This is a genomic window from Erwinia sp. OLFS4 (assembly GCF_002752165.1).
Lineage (GTDB): Bacteria > Pseudomonadota > Gammaproteobacteria > Enterobacterales > Enterobacteriaceae > Izhakiella.
Map to the genome: position 1 here is coordinate 40,765 of NZ_MOMB01000006.1, position 23,658 is coordinate 64,422.

The following is a 23,658-nucleotide window of genomic DNA, read 5'->3' on the forward strand; positions in this document are numbered from 1 at the left end:
CTTTGCTGTTTTTACAGAACTTTTCATCATATACTTTCTTTTTTCCTGGATGCCAGTTTTTGCCTGGCAATTACCAGTAAGTGGTGACAAAAAATACAATACAGCCTGGCTTTCATGCTGTTACCTGTTCTGTTATTTTGCTTTCATGGATGAACTTACAATAATTCCTACCGGGATAGCCATTAGCTACCCGGCAGTTAAATAAACCGCTAAGTTATGAAATAATTCAGAATAATACTGACAATGTGGCAACAACAAACCGGCGTAGCAGAATAGACACGGAAATATCACTATGCCGGGAAGAAGATGCGATTTTTTTGTTATTAAACAGCTTTGCGGACACTTGCCGAATTAGCCGGCCACGAGCTGAACAATTTTTTGTACAGAATGAAATTTAAAGCGGATTCAGAAAACAATATCTGTTTATATGCCAAACTTAAAACTTTCGTGGTGACAAGTCAATAACAATATTTATTTAAATCTGCAAATTTACCCTTGCCAGCAGTCTGAAGGTAATCAGAACAAACGCTCAGCCATCAGCAGGCAACGACTCCCCCTGGTAAAGGTCGCACAATAACACCGCATTATTTTTTAATTAGCTTTATGATTAATATAAAAAAAGCCCCAACAAAATGCTGGGGCCTGGTACGGGCAAACATCACGTCAATTTCGGCGTGCTGCGCGGCTAAAAGGGTCAGTCAGTCACCGCCAGGTTATGTGTTGCTATGACATTCTTCATCGCAGCGACCATCTCGCTATCAACACACTGGCGGCTGAATTCATCGGTTTCACTGTTGGCACACATGGTCACTCCGGCTTTGCGATAGCGCATGGGCGACGCTATCTGCTGACTTGCTGAACTGTGCAGCTCACTAATCCCGGCAGCAAGAAATTTACTCAGATTACTCATCCGGACACCTGCCCCTGCCATGATGATTGGACCGCGACTCAGTTCGGTTAGTTCCTTAAGTAATCGTAGTCCACTTTCAGCGCTCTGCTGCTGGCCCGAGGTCAGCACCCGCGCCACGCCAAGATCGGTCAGCTGCTGCAATGCCAGCCGCGGATTGTGACAAAGGTCAAACGCCCGATGGAAAGTTACCGCCATGCCCTCACATAGCGTCATCAGGCTGCGCATTCGCGTCATATCGATATGACCATCATAATCAAGTATCCCCACTACCAGCCCGCTAAAACCCAGCTCTTTCACCAGACTGATATCATCACACATGAGGGAAAATTCCCCGGCGGAATAACAAAAATCGCCGCCACGTGGACGGATAATTGGGTGCACAGGTAACGTCAATCGTTGACGAGCCTGGCGCAACATTCCCGCCGAGGGTGTCAGGCCGCCTTCAGCGGGTGCCGCACACAGCTCAACCCGATCGGCACCTGCTTTTTCTGCCTGCCATGCGCAATCCACGCCGTAGCAACATATCTCCAGTTTTGCCATTGCCATCTCCATATTAGGGTCAATGTCAGTTGTCTATTTATGCCAGTAATATTAGGCTGCTCAGTAAAGCTCACATCGGGATGATTAATCATGGCATTCAATTTTGATCAACGTATAGACCGTCGTCACAGCGACAGCCTTAAGTGGGCAAAATATGGTGGTCGCGACGTGCTGCCCCTGTGGGTGGCAGACACGGATTTTCGCTCCCCCTCCTGTATTATTGATGCCTTACAACAGCGGGTTGCCCATGGCATTTTTGGTTATGGTAAAACCCCTTCAGCCCTGATTGATACGGTGGTGGAACGGATGGCCAGCCGTTATCAGTGGCAGATCGAACCCGACTGGGTAATTATTTTACCCGGCGTTGTCACGGCGCTAAATCTTAGCGTCCGTGCCTGGACCCAACCGGGTGAAAGCACCATTGCACCTTTACCTATCTATCCACCGTTTCGCAGCGCCGCCGCGCTGGCCGGCCGTGAACAAAGGTATGCCCCGCTGCGCGCAGATGCTGACGGCCGTTGGGTGATGGATCTTGCCGCACTGACGCCGCAATTGCAGGGCAACGAAAAGTTGCTGATGCTGTGCAATCCGCAAAATCCGGGAGGCACAGTGTATCGTCGTGATGAACTACAAGCCCAGCTGGCTTTTGCCCGCCGTCATAACCTGCTGGTTTGTTCTGATGAGATTCATTGCGATTTGTTACTGGACTCCGGAGCTCAGCATATTCCTTTTGGCAGCCTGAGTGACGATGCCGCAATGCGCAGTATCACGCTTATCTCGCCGTCGAAAACTTTTAATATCGCCGGTCTGGGTGCCTCGGTGGCAATAATCCCGGATGAGGCACTGCGCCAGCAATTTAATAAAACACGCAGTGGTATCGTACCCTCGGTCGATGTGCTGGCAATTGTCGCCGCCACCGCGGCGTGGCGTTACGGTCAGGACTGGCTGGATGCCCAGCTTGACTACCTGCGTGCTAATCGTGATTTGCTGGTCAACGAGGTAAACCAGATACCCGGCCTGCAAATGCAGTCGCCAGCCGGCACTTATCTTGGCTGGATCGACTGTCGTGATTTGCAGGTTGCCAGCCCGGCCCTGTTTTTTGAAAAACAGGGACTGGGCTTTTCACCCGGACGCGATTTTGGTGATGATAACTTTGTCCGCTGCAATTTTGGCTGCGCGCGCGACCTGCTGTCTGAAGCCATCAGGCGCATGAAAACCGCGGTTGCCAGCCGCTGATATCCGTGGTCAATCTGCGCTGGCAATAATTTCTTTCAGTGACCAGGGATGAAATTTAATCGTCACCTCGCCATCCGTCACCGCCAGCGTCGGATTCGGCAGACACTCGCGCTCACCTTTTGGCGCACTGGTTTTAAAGGCAATGCCAGACTGCGTCAGACTGCTGTCCGAAAACAGTGCCATTGCGCGCTGTCCCAGCGTTTCAGGCTCGCCGCGCAGCACATATTCAATGTGTTCCCAGCCATCATGGCGATAACGTTTATCCCCTGGCCACGGAAGTTCGACGATATAAATTGCACTGCCGTGAATAATCAACGGCGTTTGCAGTTCAAACAACGCCACCGGACGGCCATTAATCATCTTTTCCGACAGCAGGCTGCCACACTGTAAAAATCCGTGCATCCAGCGCTCGGCGGTGCTCTCATGCTGACAGCGCAAGGCTATATGGTCGACCTCAAGCGCACTCAGCTCCAGCGATAAGCGTTCCGCCAGCGCGGCCAGCGCGTGATTAAAATGGACAAGATCGCCGACCAGATCCTGTAATTGTTCAATCTCATACCACTGCTTCATTTTTACTTCCTCACTACACCGGATATAACTGCCTGTATCACGTAACGCTCTGTTTTCCCGGTCAGGCAGGCCGGGTATCTTAGCGGTTTTGAATACTTATCAGCACCCCTTTTATCACCGTCAGACCTGTGGATAAACCCGGTTATTTTCCACCGGGTTCCCTGTGGGCCCATGTAGCAGGTGTCCGCCTGACGCGCGAATAACGACACCCAGCAGAAAAATCAGTATACTCCCGGATTATTTTACTATTGCCAGCACCGAATAGCGGCAGTGGGTTCATTTAACGTTCGGTGATTGCACACCGATCGGCTGTGAAAATGTTAAGGTAACCAGGTGAATATTCAGGCTCTTCTTGCAGAAAAAGTCAGTCAGGCAATGATCGCAGCGGGTGCCCCCGCAGATTGCGAACCCCAGGTGCGCCAATCTGCGCGATCGCAGTTTGGTGATTATCAGGCTAATGGTGTAATGGCCGTAGCCAAAAAAATGGGTATGCCGCCGCGACAACTGGCCACTGCGCTCCTGGAAAAGCTGGACCTGAAAGGTATTGCCGAAAAGGTGGAAATCGCCGGACCGGGTTTTATCAATATTTTCCTTGCCCGGGACTGGTTGCAATCGCACATTACAGACGCGCTGGCGTCACCACGCCTTGGCGTCGCGCTGGAAAAAGCGCAAACCATTGTGATCGATTATTCCGCGCCTAATGTGGCTAAAGAGATGCACGTTGGTCACGTTCGCTCAACCATTATTGGTGATGCCGCCGCCCGCACGCTTAGCTTTCTTGGCCATCAGGTTATCCGTGCCAACCATGTTGGTGACTGGGGTACCCAGTTTGGCATGCTGATCGCCTTCCTGGAAAAACAACAAAATACCCAGCATGACGCCATCGCCCTTGCCGATCTGGAGAGTTTTTACCGCGAGGCTAAGCGTACCTATGATGAAGATGCTGAATTCGCCGCGCGCGCGCGCAGTTATGTGGTTAAATTACAAAGCGGCGATGCTTATTGCCGCACGATGTGGAAACGTCTGGTAGACATTACCATGTCGCAAAATCAGAAAGTCTACGATCGGCTTAACGTTACCCTGCGGCGCGACGATGTCATGGGAGAAAGTTTGTACAATGACATGTTGCCTGGCATTGTCGCCGACCTGAAAGCTAAAGGGCTGGCCGTTGAAGATGACGGGGCGACGGTGGTTTACCTTGATGAATTTAAAAATAAAGAAGGTGAACCGATGGGCGTGATCATCCAGAAAAAGGATGGTGGCTATCTGTATACCACAACGGATATTGCCTGTGCGAAATACCGTTATGAAACCCTGCATGCCGACCGTATACTTTACTATATTGATTCACGCCAGCATCAGCATCTGGCACAGGCATGGACCATCGTACGTAAAGCCGGCTATGTCCCGGATTCGGTCTCCCTCGAGCATCACGCTTTTGGCATGATGCTGGGTAAAGATGGCAAGCCTTTTAAAACCCGCGCCGGCGGCACCATCCGTCTTTCTGACCTGCTGGATGAAGCGGTCAGCCGCGCCCGCACGCTGATTGCCGCAAAAAATCCCGAAATGGAAGAAAACGAGCTATCTCAGCTGGCAGAAGTAGTCGGCATTGGCGCGGTTAAATATGCTGACCTGTCAAAAAGCCGTACCACCGATTATATATTTGACTGGGATCTGATGCTGGCGTTTGAAGGCAATACCGCACCTTATATGCAGTACGCCTATTCCCGGGTAATTTCGGTATTTCGCAAGGCGGGCATTGATGAAAATAGCGTTCATGGCGAAGTTATTATAGGTGAGCCAAGGGAGGCTGCGCTGGCAGCCCGCCTGCTGCAGTTTGAAGAAACCCTGCTTCAGGTTGCCCGCGATGGCACACCGCATGTCATGTGTGCCTATCTCTACGACCTGGCAGGACTGTTTTCCGGTTTTTATGAACACTGCCCCATTCTTACTGCCGATGATGAAACCACCCGCAACAGCCGGCTCAGCCTGGCGCTGCTCACGGCCCGCACTCTCAAACTGGGTCTCGACATGCTGGGTATTCAGACCGTAGAGCGCATGTAAGTGATGCCGCCAGCGGAAACGTGGCGATTTCATCGTAGCATGCGCTTGCCGCACGGAATGCCGTGCGGCGGGGATATCAGGCGTCACCGGGCGTAATTAACCATCACTTCATTACTTCTCACCCGCAGCGTTGGCCACAGACGTCCTGAACCCGGCACCAGATAAACAAAGTGCAGCGTTTCGCCGGCAGGTACATTGGTCAACCCGCGCGTTTCGCCGCGCTGTCCTTCCAGCGTAACACAACGCGTCGTGCTGCATAAACGCACCACCAGATCTGCTGGCGCCGGTGCCGTCAGCTGATATCGCCACCAGATGATGGTCATTGTGCCCTTCATCCGATGGGGCGGAGCCAGCGGCCGTGAAGCAGCAGCCACCCCACGGTTATCCAGCGCAGGCCCAATCGCCGATGACTGCCAGGCCCCACCGCTGGCTGCCAGCCCCGGCGCTGGCAACAGCATCACCACACTCAGCAGCAGCACGCGCCGGCTAATCATCCCTGGCTCCCGATGGTTGCCGTCATGCGAATCTGACGGTTGTCACTCAGTTCAAGGTTAGAGAGCACCGCCAGCTGCGGCAGATTACGGCGCAGGAAGCGTGCCAGCAGAGCACGCAACGGATGATTGACCAGTAGCACCGGCGGAGCACCAAGTGATTCCTGACGCTGCAACGCTTCAGTTGTCTGCACCAGTAAGCGATCCGCCAGACCAGGTTCGAGGCCGCCTCCCCCTTGCATGGCCTGCAGCAGCAGGCGCTCAAGCGCCGTATCCAGTCCCAGCACCTGCACTTCTCCCGTGCCGGGGAACCATTGCTGAGTAATGGCCCGCCCCAAAGCAACGCGCACCACACTGGTCAGCTCCTGGGCGTCATTCTGTACCGGCGCATGTTCCGCAAGGGTCTCAATCACAGTACGCATATCCCGGATAGCAACCCGTTCAGACAGCAGATTCTGCAATACTTTATGCAAGGTGGTGAGCGTAATTACCCCGGGAACCAAATCTTCTGTCAGCTTCGGCATTTCGCTGGATACGCGATCCAGCAGTTGTTGTGCCTCCTGACGGCCAAACAATTCACTGGCATACTGACCAATCAGATGATTAAGGTGTGTTGCCACCACGGTACTGGCTTCCACCACGGTGAATCCCTGAATCTGTGCCTGCTCTTTCAGCGCACTGTCAATCCACACTGCCTCAAGACCAAAAGCCGGATCGATAGTCGGCTCACCCGGTAGCGCACCGGCCGCCGTTCCCGGATTAATGGCCATCCAGCGGCCAGGATAGGCATCGCCGCTGCCAATTTCAACGCCCTTCATCAGAATACGATAGCGCGCTGGCGGCAAATCCATATTGTCGCGAATATGGACTACCGGCGGTAAAAAACCCATCTCCTGCGCAAATTTTTTACGGATACTGCGAATCCGCCCCAGCAACTCACCATTTTGCTGATGGTCGACCATCGGGATCAGACGATAACCTACTTCCATCCCCAGTGAATCTTCCAGGTGGACATCATTCCATGACGCTTCCGGTGCGCTGGCCGTATCGGCTGCCGGGGCCATTACCGCTGGCGTTACCGGCAGCTTTATTTGCCTGCCACGCATATACCAGGCGAGACCCAACAGGGCGCAGGTAAATAACAGAAACACCAGATTCGGCATGCCTGGCACTAACCCCAGCAAGCCGAGAACCGCGGCTGAAAGCAACATCACACGCGGATTATTGAACAGTTGCGACACCATCTGTTCGCCAACGTCCTGCTCAGTACTGACCCGGGTTACAATCACACCGGCTGCGGTTGAGATGACCAATGCCGGGATCTGGGCAACCAGTCCGTCACCAATAGTCAGCAACGTATAACTCTGTGCCGCATCAGCAAAGGGCATTCCATGCTGCACTACCCCCACCAGTAAACCGCCGATAACGTTAATCACCATAATCATAATTCCGGCGATAGCATCACCGCGCACAAACTTACTGGCACCGTCCATTGAACCGTAAAAATCAGCTTCCTGAGTGACTTCAGCACGTCGTTTTTTTGCTTCGTCTTCACCAATCAAACCGGCATTGAGATCGGCATCAATCGCCATCTGCTTACCCGGCATACCGTCCAGCACAAAACGCGCGCCCACCTCGGCAATACGTCCGGCACCTTTGGTGATGACCATAAAATTAATGATAACCAGAATGATAAAAACCACGATGCCAATAGCAAAATTACCGCCCACCAGAAAATGGCCAAAGGCTTCCACCACCCGTCCCGCCGCCGCAGCGCCAGTATGGCCCTCAAGCAAAATGATGCGGGTAGAAGCAACGTTAAGCGACAGACGCAGCAGCGTTGAAAACAGCAAAATAGTCGGGAAGGCAGCAAATTCCAGCGTTCGCTGAGTAAACATCGCCACCAGCAGTACCATGATGGAAAGCGCAATATTAAAGGTAAACAGCAAATCCAGCACAAAAGGCGGCAGCGGCAGTACCATCATCGACAAAATCAGCAGAATCAGTACCGGGCCGGCCAGAACCTGCCACTGTGTCTGTTTAAAATTTTCAGGTAAGCGTAATAAAGCGGCCAGATTAGCCATCAGTTTTTGTCTCACTTGCAAAGTCCAGTGCGTCCGGCACCGGCAGATTTTCAGGTTTTTTCGGTATCAGGCCACCTTCGCGCTTCCAGCTTCGCAGCTGCCACACCCAGGCCAGCACTTCAGCGACGGCGGCGTAGAGCGTACCCGGGATCTGCTGACCGATCTCGCTGTGGCGATACAGCGCTCGTGCCAGCGGGGGGGCCTCCAGTAGCGGAATCCGATGTTCTGCGCCTGACTCACGAATACGCAACGCAATCTCTCCGGCCCCCTTCGCCAGCACCCTCGGTGCGTTCATTTTCTTTTCAACATATTGCAGCGCCACCGCATAGTGCGTCGGATTAGTGACTATCACGTCAGCATTGGCGACATCAGCCATCATGCGGCGCTGGGCCGCCGCGCGCATGGCCTGGCGAATCCGCCCTTTAACATGTGGGTCGCCTTCCTGATTTTTGAACTCTTCACGGATTTCCTGACGCGTCATGCGCAGTTTTTTGTAATAGCTGTAGAGTTGCCAGAAGACGTCAAATGCCACCATCGGCAGCAGCCCGAGGACCACCAGCATACTGCACATTGCCAGCATATTCAGCGCCCCGGCCAGCGCGGTTAATGGCGATTCGCTAATCAGATGCAACATTAGCGGCCATTTTGCCCAGATATAGCAGCCGGCCACCGTCGCCACCAATACTGCTTTCAAAACTGACTTAAGCAGTTCGGCAAACGTCTGAGCGGATAGAATCCGGCCAAGACCGGAAAGCGGATTGAGTTTTTTGGGGTCAAATTTTATCGCTTTACCGCTAATTACCACCCCGCCAAGCAACATCGGGGCCGCGATTGCCATCAACACCAGTCCGGCCATTATGGGCACCAGCGCACTGACCGCCTGCATCGCCAGCTTTCCTAACTGAATGAGCATGCGCTGATCATCGTTTAACAGCGCCTGATTGAAACTGAGGCCGTCAGACAGCATCGCCGCCAGCACGCGTGCCATATACTCACCGCCCAGCCATAAAATCGCCAGTCCGGCCATCAGCATCAGAAATGAAGTCAATTCACGCGAACGCGGAATATTCCCCTCTTCCCGGGCTTTCTCTAGTCGGTGAGGTGTTGCGGATTCAGTTTTTTCCTCGTCGCTACCTTCAGCCACAGCCCGTTACCCATACCAGCAGTAATTTATAGTGCTATGATGCCAGGACGCGAGCAGAAATAATGCCGCGAGAAAACGCGTAAATCAGGGGTTATTCTGCTAATGAAGCAGGGTCTGCGTTGCGAAACACCGCAGTCAGTGGGGGGCTGATTGACCCCACTGCCGGGCGAAGAAGAGACAGATTCTCAGAAGCCCAGGCTGTCAAGTAAATCGTCTACCTGCGCCTGATTGGCGACCACACCCTCATCATCGGCGTGAATCTGTGGGCCATTAAGCAGGCTGGCATTATCCTTCACTTTGCTGGTGACCTCTTCAGGCATATTATCCAGCAGTACCATCACCAATTCGCGTTCAATCGCCTGAACCACGTCGTTCATGCGTTTGATCACCTGCCCGGTGAGATCCTGGAAATCCTGAGCCATCATGATGTCCATTAGCCGGGCATTTGTAAACGCGGTATGCTGGGGCACTTGTGCAAGAAACTCACGCGTATCGGTTACCAGCGACCGCGCATCGGCTAGCGCTAGCGGATCTTCAAACCATTTATCCCAGCGCGCTGACAGCTGCTTCGCCTCTTTTTCCATCTCATTCTGACGCGGCTGGGTATCATCCACCGCATTCAGCACCCGTTCTGCCGCCTGGCTGGTCATTTTCACCACATAATCCAGGCGATCGCGCGCATCGGGGATCGCCTCTGCCGCTTCAGCAATGGCCTGTTCCAGCCCCAGTTCGCGCAGACTTTTACGTAGCATGCGCGTCAGGGAGCCGATTCGCGAGATAATGTCATTCGCCGTTACAGCCTCATCGTCCGGTTTAGCAAGTTTGCTCATGACAGCTCCTTACATACCCAGTTTTTCAAAGATCTTGCCTAATTTTTCTTCCAGTATCGCCGCGGTAAAAGGTTTTACTACATAGCCATTGGCTCCGGCTTGCGCCGCTGCAATAATATTCTCTTTTTTGGCCTCTGCCGTTACCATCAGTACCGGCAGCTTAGCCAGTACGTCATCAGCACGAATAGTCTGTAATAGCTGCAGACCATCCATATTCGGCATATTCCAGTCGGAAATAACAAAATCAAAGGAAGAAGCATGCAGCTTGTTCAGCGCATCGACACCGTCTTCGGCTTCTTCCACGTTGTTAAAACCCAGTTCCTTTAGCAGGTTGCGAACAATGCGACGCATGGTGTTGAAATCGTCCACTACCAGAAATCTCAGGTTTTTGTCGGTCATACTTACTCCTGTTTTGTCCTGTCCCAGCGGACAGGCGCTTTTTTAGATACGTAATGCCTGTCCGGCGCTAATTTTTGTCAGCATATGCTGACTGATTTGTTGCAGGTCAATCACCTCACTGGCGGCCCCCAGCACAACCGCTTCGCGCGGCATGCCAAATACCACACAGCTGGCTTCATCCTGGGCAATGGTCCAGGCTCCCGCCTGTTTCATCTTCAGTAATCCGGCCGCGCCATCATTACCCATGCCAGTAAGAATCACGCCGACCGCATTGCGGCCGGCAAAGTGTGCCACGGAGTTAAATAACACATCGACCGAAGGTTTATGCCGGTTAACCGGTGGGCCCTGATTCAGCTTCACCTGATAATTAGCGCCACTGCGTGCCAGCTCCAGGTGCATCGCACCGGGGGCAATATAAGCGTGGCCTGGCAGAACGCGTTCACCATCCTCGGCCTCTTTCACCGTAATCTGACACAGCTTATTAAGCCTTTCGGCAAATGATCGGGTAAATCCCGGCGGCATATGCTGGGTAATCAGCAACGCCGGACTGGTTGCCGGCAGCGGCTGAAGAACATGACGTAGCGCTTCAGTGCCACCGGTCGATGCGCCAATAGCAATCAATTTTTCGCTGCTAAGTAGCGGAATATTCTTCAGAATAGCCGGTGCTACAGACAGGTTGTGTCTTGTCAGCCGGGCGCGTGAGGCAGCCCGTAACTTATCGCCGATTATCTGGCTATAGGCCAGCATGCCTTCACGAATGCCCAGATTGGGTTTAGTAATAAAGTCTACCGCCCCCAGTTCCAGGGCCCGCAAGGTAATCTCAGATCCCTTCCCGGTCAGCGATGAAACCATAATCACTGGCATCGGTCGCAAGCGCATCAGTTTCTCCAGAAAGTCGAGGCCATCCATCCGCGGCATTTCAACATCCAGCGTCAGCACATCCGGGTTTAACTGTTTAATCAGCTCGCGAGCTACCAGCGGATCGGGAGCACTGGCCACCATTTCCATATCAGGATGGCTATTGACAATTTCGGTCATTAGCTGACGCATCAGCGCTGAATCGTCAACACACAGCACCTTTATCATTGTTCATTTCCTTTCCCTGGCAAGGCCATATACGGTCTGCCCGCGCAGATAAAAATCTTTGCTCAGCTGACTGAAATTTTCTGAATGGCCTGCAAACAGCAGGCCACCGGGTTTCAGCAGGGGGACAAAGCGCCGTAAAATTTTTTCCTGTGTTCCTTTATCAAAATAAATCATTACATTACGACAAAATATTGCATCAAATGGGCCCGGTAGTGCCCATTCGTTAGCCAGCAGATTAAGCTGAGCAAACTGAATCACATTACCCAGTTCACTACGCACCTTAACCATCCCCGTATGTGGTCCGGTTCCCCGCATAAAAAAGCGCTGTAGCTGCTGTGGTGACAGTGTTCTCAGCTCCTCCTGGCGATAAATCCCCGTGCGCGCTTTATCCAGCACCTGGGTATCAATATCGGTGGCATGGATCTGAAATTTGCCCGGACCGACTCCCAGGGTTTCTGCCAGCGTGATGGCTATTGAGTACGGTTCCTCTCCGGTTGAGGCTGCCGCACACCAGACATTAAAACTGCCACTACGTTGTTTTGCCTGCTCCGCCAGCAGTGGAAAATGATGCGCTTCACGAAAAAACGCCGTCAGATTAGTTGTCAGCGCATTCACGAAAGCCTGCCACTCCGCGCTGCCAGGGTTAGTTTCCAGCTGAGCGAGATAACAGCCGAAATCATCCAGCTTTAACGCCCGCAAGCGCCGCATCAGGCGGTTGTAGACCATTTCACGTTTATGCCCGGCAAGCACAATCCCTGCTCGTTGATAAATCAGCTCACTGATACGCTTAAAATGGCTATCAGATAATGGCAGGCGTTGAAACGCCTGCATTAATGGCGTCACATTGTTCTGTATTTTCTGCAACGTCGGTTTTGTCATACAAACCACCTGGCAAGATGCTCCATATCAGGTTTACCCGCTGTATTCCCTGTAATCCGGCGGCACCCCGCTCAGAAGGTTTCCCAGTTGTCATGAACATTTACCGTTGCCGGCAGCGCTTTTTGACTACCCTCCAGCGGCATCATCTGTGACGGCTCTCTACTGCTATTAACGGCACCAGAATGCGTTTCTTTACTGATACGGAACAACGCCACCGCCTGGGCCAGTTCGCTGGCCTGACGTTCCAGTGCAGCGGCTGAGGTTGCAGACTCCTGCACCAGGGTAACGTTTTGCTGCGTCACGCGGTCCATTTCATTGACCGCCGTATTAACCTGATCGATTCCCCAACTCTGCTCATCAGAAGCCGAGGAGATTTCGCCCATAATGTCAGTAACCCGGGTGACTGAACTGACGATTTCACTCATTGTCTCTCCGGCGCTTTCCACCAGTACCGCCCCGGCATCAACCCGCGATACGCTCTCCTCAATTAACGACTTAATTTCTCTGGCCGCACTGGCGCTGCGCTGCGCCAGACTGCGTACTTCACCCGCGACCACGGCAAAACCACGCCCCTGTTCACCGGCCCGTGCCGCTTCCACCGCAGCGTTTAACGCCAGAATATTAGTCTGGAAGGCAATACCATCAATTACACTGGTAATGTCGGAAATTTTCTTCGAACTGCCGGCAATGTCTTTCATCGTCTCAACCACACCATCAACGACCTTACCGCCGCGCTGAGCCGTTTCCGAAGCGCTGAGCGCCAGTTTCGATGCCTGGCGGGCATTATCGGCATTCTGCCGTACCGTTGAGGTCAGCTGTTCCATGCTGGCGGCCGTTTCTTCCAGCGAGGCCGCCTGCTGCTCGGTACGCGCTGACAGATCGCTGCTACCGGCCGATATGCCGATTGCGCCACTATTAATTGCATTTGATCCATCACGCACGCTGCTGACAGTACGTATTAATGACTGTTGCATGTTGCGTAAACTGGCCGCCAGCTGGGTCATTTCGTTTTTACCTTCCACGATGATTGGCTGGGTCAAATCACCGTCAGCAATATGACGAATATGGCCGATAGAAAGCGTCAGAGGACGTAGCAGGATACGGTACATGCCGATCCACACCAGAATGATAATCAGTAATGTCATCAACGCCACGACAGCCAGGATAATCTGCGTCTGCAACCAGGCCGCATTGTTATTCTCCAGGCCCTGCTTAATCAAAGCATTATTGGTAGTCAGCCACTGATTATAGGTTTTGGAAAACTGATCCTGGTAACCCTGGGTTGGCTGATCAAGATAGTCCTGAAAACGCCCGCTTTTCAGCATGGCAGCCAGTTCCACCAGCGCGTCATGATAGATGGTGTAATTTGCTTGTACCGCCTGCACTTCCGGAGCGTTGCGGGCCGTATCCGTCAACGCATTATCAAAACGTGCCCGTGCCTGATTAGCCTCATCCAGCTCATGGATCGCCTGAGTCAGCAGTGACTGAATGCCTCTGTCGGTTGCCGCCTGTGCCGGATTAAGGGCATAAAGCGTACCCGCCCTCGCCAGCGAAACGCGCGCGTGTACCAATGCCATCCAGGAAAGCCCCATCTCACGCTGCAACGTATTAAGATCCTGGTTAAAAATAAAATTCTGCCGATCATCATCCACCGTGCGAAAAAACATGCTTCCGGTAGCAATCTCCAGCAACGTAAACACCACCAGCACTGTTACCAGTGCGGTAACCACCTTGATACGCTTATACATACTTAACCTCAGACTACGCTGAAAAAAACTGTTATTGGTAATACATTGAGTAGCCCTGTTATCGGCAAAGTGTAAATATACTTTACAGTGTTCAGACTGACCGATCTGACTCTGGCATCACTGAAAAAATCACCCCGACAGGCCGCTGCCCACAGCGACTATCCGCGCCACAAGATCGCCTGCATCATGGTCAGGCATTGGTACAGCTTATTCCCTGAAAACAGCCGCTCAGAACCTTTGCCGTTTTTCCTGCACCGCGCTGGCTGGCTACTACCCGAATCTTAGTCAGCCTGTTTAACCCAGGAATGAAAGCGATATCGCCAAAATATTATCGGCGCGCCTCGCGGGAGGTTTAGTCGGGATGGTGAAAATTGATGCAAGGCAGAGTGGCGGTTTGATGGCGGCTGATGAGCCAGAAAGCGCGGGGAGACTTATCCGTGATCCCTTCGCATCCACCTGCGCGCGGCCAGCGGCTCCGCGCAGGCGAATACGAACGGAAAGGATCTCTGATAATCAGGATGCGCGCAGGGCATCGACCAGCGCCATCTCTTCACTGTTAAGTAGCTTTTCAATATCAATCAGAATCAACATACGATCGTCCAGCGCCCCCAGCCCGGTGAGGTATTCTGTCGACATAGTGACGGCGAATTCCGGCGCCGGGCGGATCTGTTCCTGTGTCAGTGATAGCACATCAGACACGCCGTCAACCACAATACCCACCACCCGTTGCAGCAGATTTAACACGATAACCACGGTATTTTCGTTATAATCGACATCGGACTGCAGAAATTTTACCCGCAGATCGACAATCGGCACGATCACCCCGCGCAGGTTGGTCACCCCTTTAATAAAGGCCGGGGTGTTGGCAATTCGGGTCACCTGATCGTAACCACGAATCTCCTGCACTTTGAGAATATCAATCCCATATTCTTCATTACCCAGTGTAAAAACCAGAAACTCCTGGCCAACGGTTTCGCCAGCAAGTCTGGTGACAGTTGCCTTTTCAGTCATTGTTTTACCCTTATGCTGTTCATTCAGGCTGCGGCGCTGGCCACACGCTTTTCACGGTTCAGCGTTTGCAGCGCCGATACGTCAACAATTAGCGCGACACTGCCATCGCCAAGGATGGTAGCAGCGGAAATTCCCGGCACTTTGCGATAATTACTTTCCAGATTTTTTACCACCACCTGATGCTGACCAATCAGCTGATCAACCAGCAGTGCATACCGTTTTCCGCCGCTTTGCAGGATAACCACAATGCCCTGTGTCGCGTCTTGTTTTGCGCCAGCCACGTCGAATACATCCCATAATTCAACCAGTGGCAAATATTCTCCGCGCACTTCCAGTACCCGTTCGCCACCGGCCAGCGCTTTCAGCTCTTCACTACGTGGTTGCAAAGACTCCATTACGGCATTCAGCGGCAGGATAAACACCTCGTTAGCCACCCGCACCGACATACCGTCCAGAATGGCCAGCGTCAGCGGAAGCAAAATACGAATGGTGGTTCCCCTGCCCTGTTTTGAGGCAATTTCAACGTGTCCCCCCATTTCGAGGATGTTACGTTTTACGACATCCATACCGACCCCGCGTCCGGAGACATCAGTGACCTGTTCAGCGGTAGAAAATCCTGGCGCAAAAATCAGCATATTAACTTCATCATCGCTCATGCCATCATGCACCGGCAGGCCGGAAGAAACCGCTTTTGCCAGAATACGTTCGCGGTTAAGACCCGCACCATCATCCACCACTTCAATACAGATATTGCCCCCCTGATGTTCAGCCGAAAGCGTCAGGTTACCGCTGGCAGCTTTGCCCGCTGCAATACGCTTTTCCGGCAATTCCACCCCGTGGTCGAGGCTGTTGCGTACCAGATGCGTTAACGGATCAATGATGCGTTCAATAAGACTTTTATCCAGCTCGGTGGAGCTACCCAGTAACGTCAGCTCGACTTCTTTACCCAGTTTACTGGCCAGATCCCGCACCAGGCGTGGAAAACGGCTGAAGACATATTCCATCGGCATCATGCGAATAGACATCACCGATTCCTGTAAATCGCGCGCATTGCGCTCCAGCTGGCCCATGCTATTAAGCAAATCGCCATGCTGAACCGGGTCCAGCCGGTTAGAGCGCTGAGCCAGCATCGACTGGGTGATAACCAGCTCACCCACCAGATTAATCAGTTGGTCCACTTTTTCCACTGCCACCCGAATACTGTTCGACTCGCCACCACGGGCCGGCGTCGTTTTTTTTGCCGCATCTGCTTTGGGCGTCACCGGGACATGCGGGGCGTCAGCCGGCATCCTCTCAGCCGGCGAAACGTCAGTCGCCTGGCCGGCCATCACCGCGGCATTTGCGGTAAAAGCAATCTGTTTTTCGTCAATCAAAAAGCACAACACTGCGCTAATATCATCCTGACTCACCGGGGTGGTCAGCGATGCCTGCAGACTGTTTTCACCGCGCTGGACCCCGCTGACAGTGGCAAGATTAGCCAGTTCTTCAAGCAACAGATCGATTTCACTGGCTTTGAGGTCAGAGAGCATAATATGTAATGTATTGCTGTTGGCAGCAGCTGAAGCGTCATCGCTGACCGGCGCAGCCAGCGTTATAGGGGTGACGTCAGCCACCGCCGCGGTTTCGCCTTTGCTTTCCAGTGCCAGCTGACGCAGTGCCTGACAGATATATTCAAAGGCAGCAGCATCCGGCTCCTGTGCGCACTTATAAGCATCTAACTGTTCCTGCATAATGTCCTTCGTTTCCAAAAACAGGTTGATGATATCGGTACTGAGCTGCATTTCGCCGCGACGTGCACCGTCGAGTATGTTTTCCAGAATATGGGTGGTTTCCTGCAGTACACTGAATCCAAAAGTGCCAGCCCCTCCCTTAATAGAATGGGCGGCACGGAAAATAGCGTTAAGCTGCTCGGCGTCCGGTGCTGCCGGATCCAGGCCCAACAGATGTTGTTCCATATCAGCCAGTAATTCATCGGCTTCATCGAAGAACGTCTGATAAAAATCGCTGATATCCATGCTCACGTTATCACCTCTGATGTGAGTCGCGATCGGTTTGCACAGCCGGCCGCTGTGCAGGCGGGCGCTGACTTCCCGGGGCTGCTGGCGACACGCTGGGCGCTACCGCTGAAGATTGAAGTTCAGGTGTTTTACTGGCGTTAGCGGGCATTGCCGGTGCCGCTATGTGTTTCAGATTCTGCAGATCGCCATCATCGGGCAGCGCAACCGCATCACTTTCAGCGTTCTCTTTTTCAATCGCCCGTTCGGTATCATGATTTAGTACCAGCAGGCTTATACGCCGGTTAACCGCTTCATCACCATCGCGGTTCTTCAGTTTCATGGTGTCAGCCATACCAACTATCCGCAGCATTTTTCTGCCGTCCAGGCCGCCCATAACCAGTTCGCGACGCGATGCATTAGCACGATCTGCCGACAGTTCCCAGTTGCTGTATCCCCGATCGCCATTGGCATACTGGAAGTCGTCTGTATGTCCGGCAATACTTAATTTATTGGGTAAATCGTTGAGAATAGACGCAATTGCGCGCAAAATATCGCGCATATAGGGTTCAACATCCGCACTGCCGCGTTTAAACATTGGCCGATCCTGACTATCGATAATCTGAATGCGCAGCCCCTCCTCAACCAGATTAATGATCAGGTGTGGCCGCAGCGCCTTTAATCTCGGATCGGTTTCAATCAGCTGATCGAGTCGTTCGCGCAGCCGGTTCAGTCGTATTTCATCCAGCTTGCGTTTTTGTTCGTCCAGCAAGCGTTTTTTGTCATCGCCGGCAACCGTTTTATGCAATTCACCTTTCTGCCGGGTCGGGTCGTCCCCCCCGCCGGGAATAGCACTTTCACTATCACTGGCACGCTCACCCCCGCTTAATGCCATTCTCAGTGGCATCTTAAAATATTCCGCTATTTGCTCCAGCTGCTGGGGATTAGAAATTGAAATCAGCCACATCACTAAAAAAAATGCCATCATTGCCGTCATAAAGTCGGCATAAGCAATTTTCCATGAGCCATGTCCGGTTGCATGTTTTTTATGCTTACGCTTTTTGACCAGGATGATCGGATGATTATTGTGCTTCATGCATCTTGTTCCGCGGTCTGTTTCGCCGGTGATTTGGCATTTCGTACATGTTCTTCAAGCTCAAGAAAGGATGGCCGATCGGAGGAGTAAAGCGTTTTACGTCCAAACTCCACGGCAATCTGGGGCGCATATCCGTTCAGGCTTGACAGCAGCGTTACCTTAATACACTGCATCATTTTGGTCGTCTCAGCGCACTTCTGACGCAGAACCACAGCCAGCGGTGAGATAAAACCATAAGCCAGCAGGATGCCAAGAAAAGTACCGACCATCGCGTGAGCAATCAGTGCACCCAGCTCTGCCGCCGGCCGATCTGCTGACGCCAGCGCATGGACCACCCCCATCACCGCCGCAACAATCCCGAATGCAGGTAACGAATCACCGACCGTCTGGAACGCCTGTGCCGGCACATCACATTCGTTTTCATAGGTTTCAATTTCTTCATCCATCAGGGCTTCTATCTCAAACGCATTCATATTGCCGCTCACCATCAGACGCAGATAGTCGACGATAAAGTCCACTAACCGTTTATCGGCAATTATGCGCGGGTAATGAGTAAAGATTTCGCTGTCCTGAGGCGCATCAATATCACGCTCCAGCGACAACATGCCCTGCTGGCGGGATTTGGCCATCAGGCGATAAAGCAACGCCATCAGATCCATATAAATCGCTTTGTTGTATTTGGACCCGCGCATCAGCAGTGGCAACGCTTTTCCCGTTGCCCTAATGGCTTTACCGTTATTGCCCACCACAAAAGCACCGAATCCGGCGCCGGCGATAATCAGTAACTCCGCAGGTTGATAAAGCGCGCCAAGATGGCCGCCAACTATCACATACCCGCCCAACACGGACCCGATAACAAGGAGATAACCCAAGATAACCAGCACAATAAATCCTTACGTCAATAACGTGTAGGGTGAAGGAGGAATCCGCTACGTTTACCCGCCACCCGCACCAGAGAAAAAAAAAGCAGCGGTATTACCGCTGCTGGTGTTTTTTCATCATCGGGCAAAGCGGTTAAACGGCTTGCTTCACGTGTTCATCCAGCAGTTGCTGAAGGTTATCGGCAGTTTCTGCCGGAAGTTTACGCCTTTTTACCGCCCGTGACGGCGGCTGGCACAGGCTGCACACAAAGCTGCCTGCGGGTTGATGTGCATGGTTGATAAAGCGCCCGTTACAACATTTGCAACTGGAAAGTTCCAGCATTCCGCTTTCAACGAAGCGCACCAGGGTCCAGGCACGAGTGAGCGCCAGTAACGGGCCGTCATCACTCTGTGGACACTGTTCAAGATAGAGCCGGTAGGCCTTGATGATAGCTTTGATACCTGAGGTCTGACCGCTTTTCAGTAAGAACATCCAGGCATTGCAAAACATGGTGGCATGAATATTTTGCTCCCACGTCATAAACCAGTCGGTTGAGAATGGCAGCATTCCTTTAGGGGGTGGACAACCCCGTAATTCTTTATACAGCTTAATTAATCGTCCGCGACTTAATTGTGTTTCGCTCTCAAGCATTTGCAGACGGGCGCCCAACGATATTAACTCTATTGCCAGCTGAATATCATTGGCTTCCTTGACGATACTTTTATCACTCATTATCCAGCCCTCTTCTTCGGCATATCGCCATCCTTAGAAATATCACGCAGCAGACGACTGGATAATAAAATACCGGTATGAATCTGTTGCAGATCGTCAACCCGCGACTCCTGTGTTAAACGGCTGATGATCGTGTGATCATTAAAACGGAACTGACAAACCAGCTGGTTTGTCTCTGCCAGTTTTACCATTTCTGGCAATGTCAGCTGAGCGAGTGCATTCGCCATTGACTCATCGATACCCAGACGGAACATAGCTGACGCCTTTTCCTGATTAATTAAACGCTGTGCAAGCAAAAGATATGACAAATTAATGTCATAAATATGTTTAAGTAATTCTGAAGTACGCATGTACCCACCATGACTGTCACTATTTAAAATGTTTGCGGTTAAATCAGACCGCACCTTTTGTTGCTGGTTGGTAAATCTAAAGATGGCAAAAATTTATAGTGGCAAAGCCAAAGTGCTAAAAGCCTGTCATATATTCCCGGAAGAGTTCGCCGAAAAGCTATCTTAACTCACTTATTATTTACGACCTGAGTTTTAACCACCTTTCATGCATTTCATCCTGAAATGCGCACTAATTAGAGAGCCAATCACAGCCACTTCGGACTAGTCCGAATTTACGTTAGGAGTAATCCGAAAAACAAGGCAACTGTATCCCCTCTATTTACGACATACAACGAGCGATGCGTAAAATTTTAGATAAAGTGTGATATGCGTCACACTTTTAAGGCAAATTTTTTTTGAAAAAGCATCAGCGTTACTGTTGTTTAGTTTACAACGTAATCAATTTATTACTTTTTTGTAAAAATTACGCACCAAAAAAGAGCACACAAACTCTGATTGTTCGCATTACCATTCTTTTAGATAAAATCTGAATTTATTACCATGATGTCAGATTTATCTTCCATAAAAACACACCAATCAGAACTATACACTAATTATATGTGCTTTAAAGGAGCTTTTAGTGGCATAAATTTGATTTAAGTATCAGCCAGGCGGTAGAGCCCCCTGCATTTTTCACACAGCTAATTGCAAACAATCACAGGGTTTGGTTAAGCTCATTAACTTAGCGTTTAGATATAGTAAAAGCCTGTAAATTCATATTGCATTAGAACTACTAATATATTGACTAAGGGATTACTTCATGCAGTTGACGTTATAATCAGAAAAAAAGCGACTGGACAACCTATGTTGTTGCCAGTAAGCGGCAACCATCTCAATAAGGCAGAAAATAGTGAAAGGAAAAACAGCGCCGAATACCTGCAGCGGAATAAGTCAGGGTTTCCCCGCTGCAGGTATTCGTTTAAAGGGATCTCCCCGCCGATGACCGCGCCTTCGATTAGCCGGATTCAGTCAGATGATTTCCCACTCTGCGTGGATAATGCACGCAAATCTTTGAGAAATGTCTCACGCCAGTTTGCAATATCATTGCGCTTTAATACCGTCATCATCTCGTTATAGCGGGCAATACGCTCAGCACGAGGCATCGTCAGCGCTTTATTCAACGCAGCGGCAACGTCATCACGATCGTAGGGATTGACGATCAGCGCTGCCGTCAGTTCATTGGCCGCTCCGGCAAACCGTGACAGGACCAGCACGCCAGGATCGGCCGGGTCCTGTGCAGCAATATACTCTTTAGCAACCAGATTCATGCCATCACGCAGCGGCGTCACCAGACCGACATCGGTCAGACGAAAAATTTTCATCAGCAAACGCCGGTCAAAATGCTGATTGAGATAATAAAGCGGCGTCCAGCCTAAAGTGCCATATTTTCCGTTAATCCGTCCGGCCTCGGTTTCCAGCTGGTGGCGGATATCCTGATAGGCCTGCACATCGCCGCGCGAAGTGGGGGCAATCTGGGTGTAGCGGATATTGCTTCGATGCTCCTGATAATTCTCCAGCAGTGATTCATAGGCAAGAAAGCGTTCCGGTAATCCTTTCGAATAATCCAGCCGCTCACAGGCAATAATATTTTTGATATCTCCGAGGTCGCGTTTCATCGCAGCCATTTTGGGCGGCAGCGGACCTTCTGCCATCTCGCGGATACTGTCTGGCTCAATGCCTATCGGATAAACTTCGCTCGCAAACGCGTTATCAAACGCACGATGCTGTTTTACCCCGATTTGTTCGAGCTGCGTCACCTGTGCAACGCTGTCAAGAAATGCCAGCCGATCGTTCTCAGTCTGAAATCCCAGCAGATCGTACTGACAGAGCATATTCAGCAGGGTTTTGTGAGGGGGTAAGGCATTGAAAATTTCCGGTGTCGGAAAGGGGATGTGCAAAAAAAAGCCTATTGGGTTACTAACCCCCAGCTTACGTAATTCAGCGGCAAAAGGCAGCAGATGATAATCATGGATCCACAAAATATCATCCGGTTTCAATAACGGCTGCAAACGTACAGCCAGCAGGCGGTTGACGCTGCAATAACCTTCCCATGCTTCACGCTGAAAGTGCACAAGATCAAGTCGATAATGGAACGCCGGCCAGATAACCGCGTTTGAAAATTGCAGATAGTAAAGGTCATAATCATTCTGATTCAGGCCAAATGAAGCATAGGTGATTCCATCATGTTCCTGAATATTAACCTGTTCATCTTCTTCACCGATTTCACTGATCTCGCCATCCCAGCCATACCATAAACCGCCGGTTGACTTCAGCGCATCAACAATCCCGACCGCCAGCCCTCCGGCACTGGCCTTTCCACCCACGGGCAGAGCGATACGGTTAGATACGACAACTAAACGACTCATAACCTTAACTCCTTACCGATGATGTTGTGTCTTGATGTAATTGTAATGTGAGTTGTTCCAGCCAGGCATATACGCCGTCGACATCAGCAATCCGGTGTGTCGCTTGCGTCAGGCCGTCTGCGACTTTGATGGTCAGACCGCCGGACGCGTTAACCACCGCAAAAGCGGCTTCATCGGTTAAATCATCACCCACGAAAACCGGGGTACGCCCGGCAAAAGGCACCTCCTGCATAAACTGACGCAGAGCAGCGCCTTTGTTCACACCAGCAGGTTTCAGTTCCACCACGCATTTTCCCGGTTGCAAAACCAGCTGCGGATAGAGCGCCACCATTTTTTCTGCCAGAGTCTGAACCGCACCGGCAAAATGTGTGGCATTACGATAGTGCAGCGCAAACGCCATTCCCTTCACTTCCAACAGCGTGCCGGGCATTTCTTTTAGCGCCTGCTGCAGCTGGCCTGCCACTGAAGCAGCGACCTGCCCGGGCAGTCTGACGGTGTGCAGCACACCGTCAGCATCCCGGCGTTCAGCACCATGAACCCCAGCAAGCGGCAGCCGTAACGGTGCAACCAGGGCATCCAGTTCAGCAAGTGGCCGGCCGGATACCAGCGCCAGCGCATTGTCGCAGGCAGCAGCGAGCTGCCGTAACATCGCGATAACCTTTTTGGGGATAAACACATCGTCAGGCTGTGGCTGAATAGCCGCCAGGGTCCCATCAACGTCAAAAAAGAAAGCGTGACTGGCCGGTATTATCACGGGCACGCCATCGGCGGGTTGATTCACTCTTTTTCTCCTGGTCTGCTGGTTAAAAGAACGTTGCAGCCTCTGCCGGCTCCCTTGCGGCAAAAGACCAGATAATGCAAATTCGGGTGATGCCTCTCAATGACCACCTCGTGAGGAAACCCGATGCTGAAGGTGATACGGGGAATGAGGGCCTGCCTGCTGCCCTGAAGGCGGAAAACGCCCCGCCGGAGAAACATGCACAATCTGTTGGTTTACACGCCCTATTAGTGCATTGAACCACAGCATCTTACTTTGCACCTGCTACCCATTTTGCTCTTCCTGAAGTCGGGAATATCGCCTTTCAGTATAGGTGCTGGCCTGGAAATTACCAGGTAACGCGCCAGCAACGCGGCATTTTTAGTGCAAAATTCATGCCTATTCAGCGCAGATCGATCCCCTGCCGCCGGTGGTGTCATCAGCGCTGGTCGCCCGGTTTAAGGGCCGTTC

Annotated in this window: 20 protein-coding genes; 2 read left to right on the forward strand and 18 right to left on the reverse strand. The window is 51.8% G+C overall.

The window, feature by feature from the left end:
• Positions 1-694: 694 nt before the first annotated feature.
• A complete protein-coding gene (gene cutC / locus BL249_RS02910; RefSeq protein ID WP_099704466.1) occupies positions 695-1,450 on the reverse strand; it encodes a copper homeostasis protein CutC in 756 nt (251 codons plus the stop codon).
• A 90-nt stretch (positions 1,451-1,540) separates the two neighbouring features.
• On the opposite strand from cutC, the gene BL249_RS02915 reads away from it, so the two are divergent.
• Positions 1,541-2,686 (forward strand): MalY/PatB family protein, encoded by a 1,146-nt coding sequence (locus BL249_RS02915; protein ID WP_099704467.1) that lies wholly within the window; start codon positions 1,541-1,543, stop codon positions 2,684-2,686.
• 9 nt (positions 2,687-2,695) lie between these two features.
• Here BL249_RS02915 and BL249_RS02920 read toward each other — a convergent pair whose 3' ends face one another.
• The gene (locus BL249_RS02920) at positions 2,696-3,256 is read right to left on the reverse strand and encodes a VOC family protein (protein ID WP_099704468.1); all 561 of its coding nucleotides are present in this window, start codon (positions 3,254-3,256) and stop codon (positions 2,696-2,698) included.
• Between the two features lie 333 nt (positions 3,257-3,589).
• Here BL249_RS02920 and argS point away from each other — a divergent pair, with 333 nt between their 5' ends.
• Positions 3,590-5,320 (forward strand): arginine--tRNA ligase, encoded by a 1,731-nt coding sequence (gene argS / locus BL249_RS02925; RefSeq protein ID WP_099704469.1) that lies wholly within the window; start codon positions 3,590-3,592, stop codon positions 5,318-5,320.
• Positions 5,321-5,403: 83 nt separating this feature from the next.
• Here the strand turns inward: argS and flhE are convergent, their stop codons facing one another.
• The 16 genes from flhE to otsB all read right to left on the reverse strand — a co-directional run bounded on the left by flhE (position 5,404) and on the right by otsB (position 23,211).
• Positions 5,404-5,793: a flagellar protein FlhE gene (gene flhE / locus BL249_RS02930; protein WP_446717685.1), complete on the reverse strand. Its 390-nt coding sequence runs from the start codon at positions 5,791-5,793 to the stop codon at positions 5,404-5,406.
• Positions 5,794-5,810: 17 nt separating this feature from the next.
• Entirely contained in the window at positions 5,811-7,895 is a 2,085-nt protein-coding gene (gene flhA, locus BL249_RS02935) for a flagellar biosynthesis protein FlhA (protein WP_099704470.1), read from the reverse strand.
• Positions 7,888-9,039: a flagellar biosynthesis protein FlhB gene (gene flhB / locus BL249_RS02940; protein ID WP_099704471.1), complete on the reverse strand. Its 1,152-nt coding sequence runs from the start codon at positions 9,037-9,039 to the stop codon at positions 7,888-7,890. The genes flhA and flhB overlap by 8 nt, the downstream gene beginning before the upstream one ends.
• A gap of 185 nt (positions 9,040-9,224) precedes the next feature.
• A complete protein-coding gene (gene cheZ / locus BL249_RS02945; protein WP_099704472.1) occupies positions 9,225-9,869 on the reverse strand; it encodes a protein phosphatase CheZ in 645 nt (214 codons plus the stop codon).
• A gap of 9 nt (positions 9,870-9,878) precedes the next feature.
• Positions 9,879-10,268 (reverse strand): chemotaxis response regulator CheY, encoded by a 390-nt coding sequence (gene cheY / locus BL249_RS02950; RefSeq protein ID WP_099704473.1) that lies wholly within the window; start codon positions 10,266-10,268, stop codon positions 9,879-9,881.
• Between the two features lie 42 nt (positions 10,269-10,310).
• On the reverse strand, positions 10,311-11,354 hold the full coding sequence (locus tag BL249_RS02955) for a protein-glutamate methylesterase/protein-glutamine glutaminase (protein WP_099704474.1): 1,044 nt from the start codon (positions 11,352-11,354) through the stop codon (positions 10,311-10,313).
• Positions 11,355-11,357: 3 nt separating this feature from the next.
• The gene (cheR, locus tag BL249_RS02960) at positions 11,358-12,233 is read right to left on the reverse strand and encodes a protein-glutamate O-methyltransferase CheR (protein WP_099704475.1); all 876 of its coding nucleotides are present in this window, start codon (positions 12,231-12,233) and stop codon (positions 11,358-11,360) included.
• A gap of 71 nt (positions 12,234-12,304) precedes the next feature.
• Positions 12,305-13,981 (reverse strand): methyl-accepting chemotaxis protein, encoded by a 1,677-nt coding sequence (locus BL249_RS02965; protein ID WP_099704476.1) that lies wholly within the window; start codon positions 13,979-13,981, stop codon positions 12,305-12,307.
• A gap of 513 nt (positions 13,982-14,494) precedes the next feature.
• The gene (cheW, locus tag BL249_RS02970; RefSeq protein ID WP_099704477.1) at positions 14,495-14,992 is read right to left on the reverse strand and encodes a chemotaxis protein CheW; all 498 of its coding nucleotides are present in this window, start codon (positions 14,990-14,992) and stop codon (positions 14,495-14,497) included.
• A gap of 23 nt (positions 14,993-15,015) precedes the next feature.
• Positions 15,016-17,007 (reverse strand): chemotaxis protein CheA, encoded by a 1,992-nt coding sequence (cheA, locus tag BL249_RS02975; RefSeq protein WP_099704478.1) that lies wholly within the window; start codon positions 17,005-17,007, stop codon positions 15,016-15,018.
• Between the two features lie 10 nt (positions 17,008-17,017).
• The gene (motB, locus tag BL249_RS02980) at positions 17,018-18,082 is read right to left on the reverse strand and encodes a flagellar motor protein MotB (RefSeq protein WP_099704479.1); all 1,065 of its coding nucleotides are present in this window, start codon (positions 18,080-18,082) and stop codon (positions 17,018-17,020) included.
• Positions 18,079-18,966 (reverse strand): flagellar motor stator protein MotA, encoded by an 888-nt coding sequence (gene motA / locus BL249_RS02985; protein WP_099704480.1) that lies wholly within the window; start codon positions 18,964-18,966, stop codon positions 18,079-18,081. Before motA ends, motB begins: the two co-directional genes overlap by 4 nt.
• 130 nt (positions 18,967-19,096) lie before the next feature.
• Positions 19,097-19,675 carry a flagellar transcriptional regulator FlhC gene (gene flhC / locus BL249_RS02990; RefSeq protein ID WP_099704481.1) on the reverse strand — a complete coding sequence of 193 codons (579 nt, stop codon included), beginning with the start codon at positions 19,673-19,675 and terminating at the stop codon, positions 19,097-19,099.
• The gene (gene flhD / locus BL249_RS02995) at positions 19,675-20,025 is read right to left on the reverse strand and encodes a flagellar transcriptional regulator FlhD (protein WP_099704482.1); all 351 of its coding nucleotides are present in this window, start codon (positions 20,023-20,025) and stop codon (positions 19,675-19,677) included. Before flhD ends, flhC begins: the two co-directional genes overlap by 1 nt.
• 1,004 nt (positions 20,026-21,029) lie before the next feature.
• Positions 21,030-22,430, reverse strand: coding sequence for an alpha,alpha-trehalose-phosphate synthase (gene otsA, locus BL249_RS03000; RefSeq protein WP_099704483.1), 1,401 nt, complete (start codon positions 22,428-22,430; stop codon positions 21,030-21,032).
• Positions 22,431-22,434: 4 nt separating this feature from the next.
• Positions 22,435-23,211 (reverse strand): trehalose-phosphatase, encoded by a 777-nt coding sequence (gene otsB / locus BL249_RS03005; protein WP_099704484.1) that lies wholly within the window; start codon positions 23,209-23,211, stop codon positions 22,435-22,437.
• Positions 23,212-23,658 lie beyond the last annotated feature (447 nt).